This is a genomic window from Franconibacter pulveris, from assembly GCF_056780215.1.
On the sequence record NZ_CM165555.1, the window covers coordinates 2,380,889 to 2,393,297 of the forward strand.

Here is a 12,409-nt window from a genome sequence, read left to right on the forward strand (position 1 = left end):
GGCAACTCAATCCGCTTTCGGGAAATCCACCACCGTGTCGTTCACGCGGTTTATCATGTTGGTGAACAAAATCGCGCTGATGGCGCTGATAATTTCCACCACCTGTTGATCGGTAAACCCTTCGGCGCGCAGGGCGTCCACGTCTGCGGCGGGCAGCGTGCCGCGGGTGGTGACGACGGTGCGGGCGAAACGGGTCAGCGCGTCGAAGTGACTGTCTTCAGAGTAGTCAGCCGCCCGCAGCGCTTTAATCTGTTCAGGCATAAAGCCCGCTTTTTTCGCCATCAGGGTATGCGCCGCCAGGCAATAATCACAGCCGGTAGCTTCGCTTACCGAAAGGTTAATCGCCTCCAGCTCTTTCGCGCTCAGCGCCCCTTTGCGCAGCGCGGCGTTGTGTTGCAGCGCCTGGGAAAGCACTTCCGGCGAGTTAGCGCCGATAGTCACATAGGCATTCGGCACTTTGCCCATGGCGGATTTAATGGCGCCGAAAAGCTGCGCGGTTTTGCCAGTGGCCTGTTCCGGGTTGATGGATTGTAAACGGCTCATGATATGCTCCTGTTAAGTTGTTGGTTTCCGCCCTGTTGGCGATGGCTGTAGAGTACCCCTGCCGCCCGCGTGCTTCTGCCGCCCATCGTCTTAGCTTTTTGTCTTATCGTCTCAGGAAGGATTATGGATACGCTCAGTCAGCTTATTGCCTTGCTTGCGCCACACGGCGCCGTGGACCAGCACTGCCGCTTCGCCGGGCACTGGGAAGCCGACCACCCGCAAACGCCCGCAGGGGTTATGCCCTGGCACGCTATCCTTGCAGGTGAAGCGCTACTGGAGACGAAGGGTCAAACCATCAGGGTTAAAGCAGGCGATGTCTTACTGCTGCCCCACGGTTCGCCGCATTTACTCAGCAGCCTGGCGCGGCAAGGCGCGCTTGCGACAAAAACCCGGCGGCACAACGGCACGCTTACCGAAGTGATGACCGAAGGCGAAGGCGGCGAGCTAGAACTGCTCTGCGGCGAATTTCATTTTGGGGTAAACGGCGCGCTGCTTTTTGATGGCGCAGACGGCGTAGTGCGGGTGGAAACCGCAGCGCGCGACGACTGCGGTTCGCTGCGCGCCCTGCTGGCGATGCTGGGTGAAGAGAGTCTCAGCGGCAAGCCGGGCGCCGCCGCCATTGTGCGCGAGCTCACCGCCACCTTTTTGACGCTGCTGCTGCGCGCCCTGCTTCACGAGAACGCGCCCGGCATGCTGGCGCTGCTGGCGGACAAACGCCTCGCCCCGGCGGTAGCGGCCGTGTTCAGCGAGCCCGCCGCGCCATGGACGCTGGAAGGGCTGGCGGAGCGCTGTTTTCTCTCCCGCGCCACCTTTGCCCGCCACTTCGCCAGCCGTTACGCTGTCACGCCGCAAGTCTGGCTGACGCAGGTGCGCATGGCGCTGGCGGCCCGTCTGCTCGCAAACGGCGACATGGCGGTAGGCCGCGTGGCGGAAGCCTGCGGCTACCAGACCCAGGCGGCCTTTACGCGGGCGTTTAAAAGCTGCTACGCCGTTACGCCCGGCCAGTTCCGCCTGCGGGAAGAGGCGGCGTAACGCATTTACCCCTCTTGCGCCGCCTCTTCCCGCAGCCAGCGTTGCAGCAGGCGGCCTGCTTCTGACATTTCGCTGTCCGAGCGCACGCAGAGATAATAATCGCGGCCGTCATCCACCGTTTCATTGAAGATTTTTACCAGTTCGCCGCTTTGCAGATAAGGCGCTATCAGCGGCTCGCGCATCAGCGCGCAGCCCATGCCCGCCTGCACGGCGGCAAGCGTCAGCAGCCCATCCTCAAACATCGGCCCGCCGTGACGCAGCGGCTTGCGCACGCCCTGCTGTTCAAACCACTGCGTCCAGGTGCTGCGCTCCTCGTCATGCAGCAACGGCATCTGCGCCAGCTGCTGCGGGGTGTCGATGTGCCCGTGCAGGCGCAGAAACGCACGGCTGCAAACCGGCGCCATACGCCCGGAAATGAGTTTCTCCGTCTGATAACCCGTCCACTGCCCCTTGCCAAAGCGAATCGACATGTCCGAAGCGTCGCTCAGGTAATTACGGTGGTTCGCGTAAAGCACGTTGATTTCCGTTTGCGAATTGGCGCGCATAAAGCGCGGCAGCCGCGGAATAAACCAGCCCATGCCAAAGAGCGGGATCAGGCTGATGGTCACCTGCCGGGAGTGAGACTGATCCAGCAAATGCTCGGTTGCGCGCCGTAAAACGGAGAATGCCGAGCGAATAGAGCGGTAGTAGTCGCGCCCTTCGGGACTCAATACCAGCCTGCGCCCCTGTCGGCTGGTCAGGGGCACCTGCAGGTAGCTTTCCAGCACCCGCAACTGATGGCTGACGGCGGAGGGCGAAATCGCCAGCTCCTGCGCCGCCGCCGTCACGCTGCCGTGTCGGGCGATGGCTTCAAAAGCGCGGACGGCCCGCAGCGGCGGATCGTTCGGCAGGCTGCTTTCACCCGCCGCCAGCGCCTCTGATTGTTCTGTTTTTCTCATATGTTGATCTGTTTGCCGTAAAATTAGAACGTTATGATTTTTAAAATCACATCAATTCAATAAGTTAGTCAACAGCGGATTGATAATAAGAAATAAATATTGAGTATTTTACAAAGATATCAGCCTGTTGGATGGTAGTGCCGAAATGTAACCTGCTGGAAAAGCACCGTGGATACACTCCTGCAACAACTGATAAATGGCGTAATGCTTGGCAGCATCTACGCGCTGATCGCGCTCGGCTACACCATGGTGTATGGCATTCTGCGCATCATTAACTTCGCGCACGGCGATATTTTGATGGTCGGCGCGCTGACCACCCTATCTGCGCTGAACGCGCTCGGCGCCCATTTCCCCGGGCTTCCCCTTCTCGCACAGCTGCTGGCGGCCCTGCTGGCGGCGATGTCGGTTTGCGCCTTGCTGGCGATGGCGGTGGAGCGTTTCGCCTATCGCCGGTTGCGTAATGCGCCAAGGCTTGCGCCGCTGATTAGCGGCATTGGCGTCTCGGTGCTGCTGCAAACCGTCGCCATGCTCATCTGGTCGCGCAACCCGTTGATGTTCCCTCAAATCCTGCCGATGGATCCTATCGCGGTCACGGCGGGCAGCGCGGAACACCCACCAGCCATTATTACCGTCACGGGCATTGTCACCGTCGCGCTGGCGCTGGCGGTGATGGGCGGCCTGTGGTTGCTGGTGGAATACAGCCGGCTCGGGCGCGGCATGCGCGCGGTGGCGGAAAACCCGCAGGTGGCGCGCCTTATGGGCGTTAACCCGAACCAGATAATCACCCTCACCTTCGCCATCGGCGGCGCTTTCGCCGCGCTTGCCGGGGTGATGATGGCGAGCAACTACGGCAGCGCCGGGTTCGCCATGGGCTTTTTGCCGGGCATCAAAGCGTTTACCGCCGCGGTGCTGGGCGGCATCGGCAACCTGCGCGGCGCGATGGTCGGCGGCATTTTGCTCGGCCTTATCGAATCTCTCGGCGCAGGTTACCTGAGCGAGCTGACTGGCGGCGTTTTCGGCAGCAACTATCAGGATGTCTTCGCGTTTATGGTGCTGATTCTGGTGCTGGTGTTCCGTCCGGCGGGTCTGCTGGGCGAACGCGTGGCGCAGCGGGCATAAGGAGCAATCATGACTGACACAACGTTGCAAACGTCTTTGCCGGTGAAGCGCGTCTGGCCCGGCATGGCGTTGTTTATCGCCGGTCTACTGATAGCGCCCTGGCTTGCGGGCGCCGTAGGCGGCAACTACTGGGTGCGCGTGTTCGACTTCGCGCTGCTCTATATCATGCTGGCGCTGGGGCTGAACATTGTGGTGGGCTTTACCGGCCTGCTGGATATGGGCTTTATCGCTTTTTACGCGGTGGGCGCCTACCTGACGGCGCTGCTCGCCTCGCCGCACCTGACGGAGGCGTTTCCGGCGCTGCTTAGCTATTTCCCGGATGGGCTGCATGCTTCCATCCCCCTGCTGCTGCCCCTCGCCGCGCTGACGGCGGCCCTTTGCGGCATTCTGCTCGGCGCGCCGACGCTTCGGCTGCGCGGCGACTATCTGGCTATCGTCACCCTCGGCTTTGGCGAAATCATTCGCGTGCTGATGCGCAACCTCGACCGCCCGGTGAACATCACCAACGGCGCGAAAGGCATTTCCGGCGTTGATACACTCTCGCTGTTCGGCCTGAAGTTCAGCGGCATGCACACCTGGTTTGGCGTGAAGTTCTCCTCCCTTTATCTCTGGTACTACCTGTTCGCCGCCATCATTATCGCCATTATTTTTCTCTGCGTGCGGCTGCAGGACTCCCGCGTCGGCCGCGCCTGGCACGCCATTCGCGAAGATGAAGACGTGGCGCGGGCCATGGGCATTAACGTACGTAACTTTAAGCTGCTGGCCTTCGCCCTCGGCGCCTCTTTTGGCGGGGTGGCGGGCGCGCTGTTCGCCTCTTTCCAGGGATTCGTTTCGCCGGAATCCTTCACTCTTCAGGAGTCTGTCGTCGTGCTGGCGATGGTAGTGCTGGGCGGCATGGGGCATATCCCGGGGGTAATACTGGGCGCGGTGCTGCTCTGCGCCCTGCCCGAATTTTTACGCAGCCAGGCTGCGCCGATTCAACAGGCGCTGTTTGGTTCAGTGGTAGTGGACCCGGAAGTGCTGCGCCAGCTTTTCTACGGCCTCGCGCTGGTGCTGGTAATGCTCTATCGCCCCGGCGGCCTGTGGCCTGCCCGTAAGGAGAAATAGTGATGTCTCTGCTTAGCGTGCAACACCTCAGCAAGCGCTTCGGCGGCCTGCTGGCGGTAAACGATGTGTCGCTTACCGTTAACGCCGGGGAGATCTACGGCCTGATTGGCCCGAATGGCGCAGGTAAAACCACCTGTTTTAACCTGATTACCGGGCTTTACCGCGCCGACAGCGGCGAGTTCCGCCTCGACGGGCTGCCCTATTCGCCGCAGGCGATAGAGAACGTCACCCGGGCGGGCATCGCCCGTACCTTTCAGAACCTGCGTCTGTTTAACGAGATGAGCGTGCTGGAAAACGTGATGGTAGGCCGCCACGTGCGCACCCGCAACGGCGTCTGGGCCGCCATTACCCGCCACGCCCGCGCCCGGCGTGAAGAGGCGGAAACCCGCGACCAGGCCTGGCGCTGGCTTGAGTATGTCGGCATCGCTAAATTCGCCCACTACCGCGCCGTCGACCTGGCCTATGGCCACCAGCGGCGGCTGGAAATCGCCCGCGCGCTGGCCACCGACCCGAAACTGCTGGCGCTGGATGAGCCCGCGGCCGGCATGAACGCGGCGGAAAAAGTGGCGCTGCAGGGGCTGCTGGAGCGCATTCGCGACGACGGCAAAACCATTCTGATTATCGAACATGACGTCAAGCTCATCATGAACGCCTGCGATCGCCTGACGGTGCTCGACTATGGCCGCGTGCTGGCTGAGGGCGACCCGCAAACGGTGCGCCGCCACCCCGAAGTTATCCGGGCTTATCTGGGAGGCGCTGCCCATGTCTGAACCCTTACTCTGCGTTGAAAAACTGGATGTGCACTACGGCGGCATCCAGGCGGTACGCCAGATTGATTTCTCGCTGGCGCCTGGCGAACAGGCGACGCTGATTGGCGCCAACGGCGCGGGCAAAAGCTCCACCGTGCGGGCCATCACCGGCCTGCAACCTTTTGGCGGCGATATCCGCTACCAGGGCCGTTCAATCAAAAAGCGCAGCCCCGAAGCGCTGCTGCGCGACGGCATCGTTATGGTGCCGGAAGGTCGCGGCATTTTTCATCGCCTGACGGTGCTGGAAAACCTGCAAATGGGCGCCTGGCTTCGTCGTGACAGTGTCACCGTGCGCGCTGAAATCGACGCCATTTTTCAGCGTTTCCCACGTCTTGCCGAGCGCCAGCATCAGCTGGCGGGCCTGCTTTCCGGCGGCGAGCAGCAGCTTTTAGCGCTTAACCGCGCGCTGCTCAGCAAGCCGCGCCTGCTCATTCTTGACGAGCCTTCCATGGGCCTTGCGCCGGTAATGGTCGAGCAGGTTTTCAGCGTTATCGCGGAGCTTCGCGAAGCGCAGGTAACACTGCTGCTGATAGAACAAAACGCCAGACTGGCGCTGGAAGTGACCGACCACGCGTGGGTCATGGACAGCGGCAATCTGGTTCACAGCGGCCCGTCGGCAGAACTCCTGACCGACGACGCCATACAACACATCTATTTGGGCGAAGCGCCCGTATAACCAACACCAGGGAAACACGATGAAAATAATGAAAAAGAACGCATTGCATGCCGCCCTTCTGCTCACTGGCCTGATGGCTGGTGCGCAGAGCCTCGCGGCGGAAAGCGAAACCGTGGTAATAGGACTGGCCGGCCCGCTGACCGGCCCGTCCGCCCGTATCGGTAAAGATCTGGAAAACGGCGCGCAGCTGGCTATTGATGATGTGAACAAGCAGCATCTGACTATCGGCGGCAAAGCGGTGACCTTCAAACTGGAATCGGAAGACGATCAGTCTGACCCGCGCACCGCGGTCGCCGTGGCGCAGCGCCTGGTGGATAACGGCGTGGCGGGCGTGGTGGGCCACTGGAACACCGGTACCAGCATTCCGGCGGCGCGCATTTATCACGATGCAGGCATTGCGCAGGTCGCCCCCGTCGCCACCGGCCACGCCTATACGAAGCAGGGCTTCGACACCAGCTTCCGTGTGATGGGCCACGATGACGATGGCGGCAACTACTCGGGCCAGTATGCGGTGCAGCAGCTTAAAGCCAAACGCATCGCGGTTATCGATGACCGCACCGCCTTCGGCCAGGGGCTGGCGGACGAATTTATCGCGTCGCTGGAAAGCCAGGGCGTAAAAGTCATCGATCGCCAGTACGTCGATGAGAAAACGGTGGATTTCAGCGCGGTACTGACCGCCATTCGCAGTAAAAATCCGGATCTTATCTTCTTTGGCGGCGTGGACAGCCAGGCGGCGCCACTCGCCCGCCGTATTAAGCAGCTTGGCATTAACGCCACGCTGATGGGCGCAGGCGGCTTTGTCAGCCAGACCTTCCTCAAGCTTGCGCAGAAAGAAGGCGAAGGCGTGGTGGCGCTGGAGCCAGGCCTGCCAGTCGAGCAGATGCCGGGCGGTAAGGCTTTCGAGCAGGCCTACCAGGCGCGCTGGGGACATGGCATTGAACTGCATGCGCCGTTCGCCTATGACGCGACCCGCGTGCTGGTCGCCGCGATGCAAAAAGCCGATTCCGTCGACGCCAGCGACTACCTGCCCGCACTGCGCGCCATTAGCTACTCCGGCGTCACCGGCAATATCGCTTTCGACAAAGAAGGCAACCTGAAGAACCCAAGCTTTACCGTCTACAAAGTGGTGGACGGCAAGTGGCAGCCGCAGACCGTGCTGGGCGGCGCTAAGCAGTAACCGAGTGAGGCAATGTGATGAGCTGTGACAATAACAATATGGGCATTCTGGCCCGCCGCCGCATCGAAGCGGAAATCATTAAACCCATTTACGACGTAATGGTGCGCGAGATAGGCAAAGCGCGCGCCCAGGCTATCATCGGCGAAGCTATCGAACAGGCCGCCATTCAGGCCGGACGCGACTTCGCCGCGCAGGAGCCGCAGGGGGCGAACCTGCAAAGCTTCGTCGCCCTGCAATACCTGTGGGAAAAAGACAACGCGCTGGATGTAAAGGTCATCGACAGCGACGAGCAGCAGTATAACTACGACGTAACCCGTTGCCGCTACGCCGAGATGTACCACGAGATGGGCCTTGGCGAGATTGGTCACCTGCTCTCCTGCGCCCGCGACGACAAATTTATCGTCGGCTACGCGCCGGAGGTGGAGCTGGAGCGCACCACCACCATTATGTCCGGCGCGCCGCGTTGCGATTTTCGCTACCACGTAAAAAAACAGGATAAACCATGAGCCAACCGTTGCAGGTTAACGGCGAACGGCTGTGGCGGACGCTGGAAGAGATGGCGCAGTTTGGCGCCACGCCTCGCGGCGGCGTCACGCGCCTGACGCTTAGCGAAGAGGACCGACTGGCCCGCGACAGGCTGCGCGGCTGGGCGCAGGAGGCGGGCTTTCACTGCGAAGTGGACCGTCTGGGCAATATGTTTATTCGCCGCCCGGGGCGCAACGGCGCGCTCGCGCCAGTCATGACCGGCTCTCATGGCGACTCCCAACCGCTCGGTGGTCGCTATGATGGCATCTACGGCGTGCTGGCGGGTCTGGAAGCGCTGCGCACGCTGAACGATCTTGATATCGAGACCGAGCGCGACCTGCTGCTGGTGAACTGGACTAACGAAGAAGGGGCGCGTTTCGCCCCGGCGATGCTCGCCTCCGGGGTCTGGACAGGCGTCTTTAGCGAGGCGTTCGCCCTTTCCCGCGAAGATAAAGACGGCGTAACGCTGGGTTCGGCGTTGCAGTCCATTGGCTACCGCGGCGAAAAGCCTGCTGAAGCCTTTGCGGTGCACGCCTGCTTTGAAGCGCATATCGAGCAAGGCCCGCTGCTGGAAGCCGAAGCCATCGACATCGGCGTGGTGCATGCCGCCGCCGGGCAACGCTGGTATGAGGTCGACATTCAGGGTTTCGCCGCCCATGCCGGCACCACGCCGATGACGCACCGCCGCGACGCGCTGTGCGGTTTTGCTGAGCTGGCGCTGGCGGTGGAGCAAATCGGCTTCGATTTCGCGCCGGACGGCCGCGCCACAATCGGCATGGCGCAGGTCACGCCAAACTCGCGCAATGTCGTTCCCGGCGCTGTTTTTTGCAGCGTGGAGTTCCGCCATCCGCAGCAGGAGGCATTGGTCAAGATGGAAGCGGCGCTCGAAGCCGCCGTGGAAAAGCTGGCTGAGCGGCTACTGGAGGTGAAGCTGCGGCGCATCTTTGATTACGCGCCGGTGCATTTTGACGCCGGGTGCATCGCCCGCGTAGAGCAGGCGGTAAACGCCCTTGGCTACTCTCACACCAGGATGGTTTCCGGCGCGGGTCATGACGCCTGTTACGTTAACCGCGTAGCGCCAACCAGCATGATCTTTATTCCCTGCGTGAAGGGCATCAGCCACAACGAAGAGGAAGCGATTTCGCCGACGTGGTCAGAGCACGGCGCGAATGTGCTGCTTAATGCGTTAGTGAGCGCGGCGCAGGATAAGTAATGTTGGCAGGCGGGTGGCGGCCCTGCACCCGCGTTGGCGTCTCTTCTCACGCGGACATTTCAGGACTCACCGCCGCCGCTCAAGGGTTTTCCCCCAGGCCCCTTTGGGGAGAGGGACGCAGGCGCTGAGCCTTATTCTTTCAGGATATATGCACGGGCAGTGAAATGTTACGTTCGCCGGGATGTTGTTTTCATATGTCATTTCCTCTCACGCGAACGTGTTAAGGTGCTCAAAGCCAGCCCGCGGGTTTTCTCCCTCGCCCCACTGGGGAGAGGGACGCAGGCGGCTCAGGCACTGAGCCTTACTCCCTCAGGATATATGTGCGGGAGGTGAAGGGTTACGTTCGCCGGGATGTTGTTTTCATATGTACCCTTCCTTCACGCGAACGTGTTAAGGGGGCTCGCCGCCGCCCCCTTAACAATCCCGGCTCCCGGCTCGCAAAATCGCCCGCTAGAGCGGGAAACCTCATCTTTTCCCCGCTGGCTTCGGGTCGGGCATGACGGCACGTCCCTGTGCCGACATGCCCTCGCACCGGGTCCGACCGGTGCGCCCCGGCCACCGTGAAAAAGCTGAGGCGATTTTGAGGCCGGATTTCACCCCTTGCTTCAGCGTCTGATTCTGGCTACAGGAGATGCTTCGCTTTGACGGCTATACAGGGCATGTTCAAAGCAGGTCAGTAAAGTGCCACTTGCTTGTTCACGTGATACGGCTGCGCCGTCATTTCCCTTCACCCCGGCCCTTGCCCCCGAGGGGCGAGGGAGAAAACCGGAGAGTGGCGCTGTGCTTGCTTACCCTGCGAACCACGAAGACTGTTCCGTCTTTACAGCGACGTTACCAGGACTATTTTCATTAATCTGTCAGCGATGACGTTTATCCGGCCTCAAAATCGCCTTCCGGGCTGACAGATGGCCGGGGCACGCCGGAGGGAACCGGCGTGAGGCGGGTCGGCACACGGATGTGCCGTCCTGCCGACCCGAAGCCAGATGACAGACCGGAAGGTTTGCCCCGAAGGGGTCGATTTTGCGTGCCGGGAGCCGGGATTGTTAAGGGGGCGGCGGCGAGCCCCCTTAACACGTTCGCGTGAGGAAATGTGACATATAAAAACAACGCTCTGGCGAACGTAACCCTTCATCGCCCGTTCATATATCCTGAAAGAGTAAGGCCCAGCGCCTGAGCCGCCCGCGCCCCTCACCCTAGCCCTCTCCCCAAAAACCTGCGAGTGGCGCTGCGCTTGCTCACCCTCCGAACCACCAAAACGTGTCCTGCCCTACAGCAACACCACCATGATTATTTTCGGCAGCCCACCAGCGATGACGTTTATCCGTCCTCAAAATCGCCTTCCGGGCTGACAGATGGCCGGGGCTGGCCGTCGGGAACGGCCAGAGGCGGGTCGGCACAGGGATGTGCCGTCCTGCCGACCCGAAGCCAGATGACAGACCGGAAGGTCTGCCCCGAAGGGGTCGATTTTGCGTGCCGGGAGCCGGGATTGTTAAGGGGGCGGCGGCGAGCCCCCTTAACACGTTCGCGTGAGAGAAAATGACATATGACAACAACACTTCGGCGAACGTAACCTTTCACCGCCCGAACATATATCCCGGAACAGTAAAACTCAGCGCCTGCGCCCCTCACCCCAGCCCTCTCCCCAAAGGGGCGAGGGAAAAATCTCCGCGAGTGGCGCTGCGCTTGCTCGCCTCCTGAACCACCAAAACGCATTCTGCTTCACAGCAATACCACCATGACTATTTTATTAACCTGTCAGCGATGACGTTTATCCGGCCTCAAAATCGCCTTCCGGGCGGGCAGATGGCCGGGGCTGGCCGTCGGGAACGGCCAGAGGCGGGTCGGCACAGGGACAAAAACGCCGGGAGCGTTTTTGAACAACGCAAAGCGTTGGCCCCGAAGGGGCGAGGCCCATGGATGGGCCGAGTAAACACCGTCCTGCCGACCCGAAGCCAGATGACAGAACGGAAGGTCTGCCCCGAAGGGGTCGATTTTGCGCGCCGGGAGCCGGGGTTGCCAGGGGGCTGGCTTTGAGCCCCCTGGCACGTTCGCGTGAGAGGAAATGACATATGAAAACAACATTTCGGCGAACGTAACCTTTCACCGCCCTACCATAAAAATAAAAACAACACTTCGGCGAACGTAACCTTTCACCGCCCTGCCATAAAAATAAAAACAACGCCCTGGCGAACGTACCCTCTCCCCCAGCCATAGAAATAAAGCCCACGCGCCGCTACTTACTCTCTGCCCCTTCTTCCGCCATAACCCTTTCCATCACTTTGCTCAGCGAATCCCGCGTAACGCCGTGGCGTGGGTGATCGAGTCGGATGTTGAACCGCTGTTGCAGACTATCGTAAAGCGTGTCGTTATCTTTCAGCTCCGCCTGACGCGGCGGTCGCTCGTGCGCCGTTTCGCGTCGGTTCACCAGCGTCAGACGACAGGTGTCGAGGGGATGCAGCGCCGCCAGCAGGTGATGGCGAAAATGAGAATCCGGCCAGTGGGCGATGAAGTGGTTAGCCATCAGATAATCCGCCGGATACTGCTTTTCCAGGTCGAACCGGTAGAGCGGCTGAAAGTGATCGTGCTGGCGCAGCAGCAGTAAAAATTCGTCCTGCTTCTTTTCCAGCCGGTAGAGCCCCTGCGCGCTGGCCTGCTCCGCGCCGTCTTTAAGGGGAAGCGGCACGCTTAAGGTCAGGCCGCCGAAACCGACATCGGCTATCCACGTCGCCTCTTCAAGCTTCACCATCACCAGCCGGTGGGTGCGCGGCGGCATCTCATCGGGTTTCGCCACCAGCACCCGCGCCGCAAGGTTTTGTGTTTCAAAGCCAATTTCATTCAGCGCGCGGGTAAAAAGCGCATTGTGCTCAAAACAGTACCCGCCGCGCCCCGCGGTCACTAGCTTTTCAAAAATGCTGTCGTCATCAAGCAGGATCTCACGCCCCAGCAGCACATCCAGATTTTCAAAAGCGATAGCCGCGATATGGCGACGGTGCAGCGACTGTAACGTCGAGAAATCAACGCGCGCCTCGCGGTTAAAACCAATGCGAGCCAGGTAGTGTTCAAGCGTAAAAGCCATAGCCATTTTCCTTCCAGAGGTTTCCCTTCTTTATATAGCCTTTTTCACACCAGGGCGGATGTCGGATTGTGCCGCACGCCCTGATACGTTGCAAAAGCAATAGTCACCGCAGAAAAGAATTAGCCGTCATAAAGTTTTCTTTAATGATCAAATAGCAAGCCTGTATTACCGCTTCGCTTGTTAAAATTAAAAAA

At 60.6% G+C, this 12,409-nt stretch carries 11 protein-coding genes; 8 read left to right on the forward strand and 3 right to left on the reverse strand.

Going from position 1 to position 12,409, the window contains the following annotated elements; all coding sequences use genetic code 11:
- Positions 1-6 precede the first annotated feature (6 nt).
- Complete coding sequence (locus ACU4F7_RS11265) at positions 7-543, reverse strand: carboxymuconolactone decarboxylase family protein (RefSeq protein ID WP_481636916.1); 537 nt, start codon at positions 541-543, stop codon at positions 7-9.
- A 123-nt stretch (positions 544-666) separates the two neighbouring features.
- On the opposite strand from ACU4F7_RS11265, the gene ACU4F7_RS11270 reads away from it, so the two are divergent.
- On the forward strand, positions 667-1,575 hold the full coding sequence (locus ACU4F7_RS11270; protein ID WP_188723513.1) for an AraC family transcriptional regulator: 909 nt from the start codon (positions 667-669) through the stop codon (positions 1,573-1,575).
- A 5-nt stretch (positions 1,576-1,580) separates the two neighbouring features.
- Here ACU4F7_RS11270 and ACU4F7_RS11275 read toward each other — a convergent pair whose 3' ends face one another.
- Complete coding sequence (locus ACU4F7_RS11275) at positions 1,581-2,513, reverse strand: LysR substrate-binding domain-containing protein (RefSeq protein WP_024561870.1); 933 nt, start codon at positions 2,511-2,513, stop codon at positions 1,581-1,583.
- A 168-nt stretch (positions 2,514-2,681) separates the two neighbouring features.
- Between ACU4F7_RS11275 and ACU4F7_RS11280 the strand changes: the two genes are divergently transcribed.
- From ACU4F7_RS11280 to ACU4F7_RS11310, 7 genes are read left to right on the forward strand one after another with little or no spacing between them, the layout of a single operon-like run.
- Positions 2,682-3,632 (forward strand): branched-chain amino acid ABC transporter permease, encoded by a 951-nt coding sequence (locus tag ACU4F7_RS11280; protein ID WP_024561869.1) that lies wholly within the window; start codon positions 2,682-2,684, stop codon positions 3,630-3,632.
- A 9-nt stretch (positions 3,633-3,641) separates the two neighbouring features.
- Positions 3,642-4,739, forward strand: coding sequence for a branched-chain amino acid ABC transporter permease (locus ACU4F7_RS11285; RefSeq protein ID WP_048888844.1), 1,098 nt, complete (start codon positions 3,642-3,644; stop codon positions 4,737-4,739).
- A gap of 2 nt (positions 4,740-4,741) precedes the next feature.
- Positions 4,742-5,509, forward strand: coding sequence for an ABC transporter ATP-binding protein (locus tag ACU4F7_RS11290; RefSeq protein WP_481636917.1), 768 nt, complete (start codon positions 4,742-4,744; stop codon positions 5,507-5,509).
- Positions 5,502-6,224, forward strand: coding sequence for an ABC transporter ATP-binding protein (locus tag ACU4F7_RS11295; RefSeq protein ID WP_481636918.1), 723 nt, complete (start codon positions 5,502-5,504; stop codon positions 6,222-6,224). The genes ACU4F7_RS11290 and ACU4F7_RS11295 overlap by 8 nt, the downstream gene beginning before the upstream one ends.
- Before the next feature lie 19 nt (positions 6,225-6,243).
- Entirely contained in the window at positions 6,244-7,401 is a 1,158-nt protein-coding gene (locus tag ACU4F7_RS11300) for a branched-chain amino acid ABC transporter substrate-binding protein (RefSeq protein WP_481636919.1), read from the forward strand.
- 17 nt (positions 7,402-7,418) lie between these two features.
- On the forward strand, positions 7,419-7,907 hold the full coding sequence (locus ACU4F7_RS11305; protein WP_024561822.1) for an L-2-amino-thiazoline-4-carboxylic acid hydrolase: 489 nt from the start codon (positions 7,419-7,421) through the stop codon (positions 7,905-7,907).
- On the forward strand, positions 7,904-9,139 hold the full coding sequence (locus ACU4F7_RS11310) for a Zn-dependent hydrolase (protein WP_035888389.1): 1,236 nt from the start codon (positions 7,904-7,906) through the stop codon (positions 9,137-9,139). Before ACU4F7_RS11305 ends, ACU4F7_RS11310 begins: the two co-directional genes overlap by 4 nt.
- A gap of 2,233 nt (positions 9,140-11,372) precedes the next feature.
- On the opposite strand, the gene ACU4F7_RS11315 is transcribed toward ACU4F7_RS11310, so the two are convergent.
- On the reverse strand, positions 11,373-12,215 hold the full coding sequence (locus ACU4F7_RS11315; protein ID WP_029591726.1) for an arylamine N-acetyltransferase family protein: 843 nt from the start codon (positions 12,213-12,215) through the stop codon (positions 11,373-11,375).
- Positions 12,216-12,409 lie beyond the last annotated feature (194 nt).

Bases quoted from the DNA above. Each gene is read 5' to 3' on its own strand.
- ACU4F7_RS11265 (WP_481636916.1), bottom strand. From the start codon at position 543: ATGAGCCGTTTACAATCCATCAACCCGGAACAGGCCACTGGCAAAACC.
- ACU4F7_RS11270 (WP_188723513.1), top strand. From the start codon at position 667: ATGGATACGCTCAGTCAGCTTATTGCCTTGCTTGCGCCACACGGCGCC.
- ACU4F7_RS11275 (WP_024561870.1), bottom strand. From the start codon at position 2,513: ATGAGAAAAACAGAACAATCAGAGGCGCTGGCGGCGGGTGAAAGCAGC.
- ACU4F7_RS11285 (WP_048888844.1), top strand. From the start codon at position 3,642: ATGACTGACACAACGTTGCAAACGTCTTTGCCGGTGAAGCGCGTCTGG.
- ACU4F7_RS11290 (WP_481636917.1), top strand. From the start codon at position 4,742: ATGTCTCTGCTTAGCGTGCAACACCTCAGCAAGCGCTTCGGCGGCCTG.
- ACU4F7_RS11295 (WP_481636918.1), top strand. From the start codon at position 5,502: ATGTCTGAACCCTTACTCTGCGTTGAAAAACTGGATGTGCACTACGGC.
- ACU4F7_RS11300 (WP_481636919.1), top strand. From the start codon at position 6,244: ATGAAAATAATGAAAAAGAACGCATTGCATGCCGCCCTTCTGCTCACT.
- ACU4F7_RS11305 (WP_024561822.1), top strand. From the start codon at position 7,419: ATGAGCTGTGACAATAACAATATGGGCATTCTGGCCCGCCGCCGCATC.
- ACU4F7_RS11310 (WP_035888389.1), top strand. From the start codon at position 7,904: ATGAGCCAACCGTTGCAGGTTAACGGCGAACGGCTGTGGCGGACGCTG.
- ACU4F7_RS11315 (WP_029591726.1), bottom strand. From the start codon at position 12,215: ATGGCTTTTACGCTTGAACACTACCTGGCTCGCATTGGTTTTAACCGC.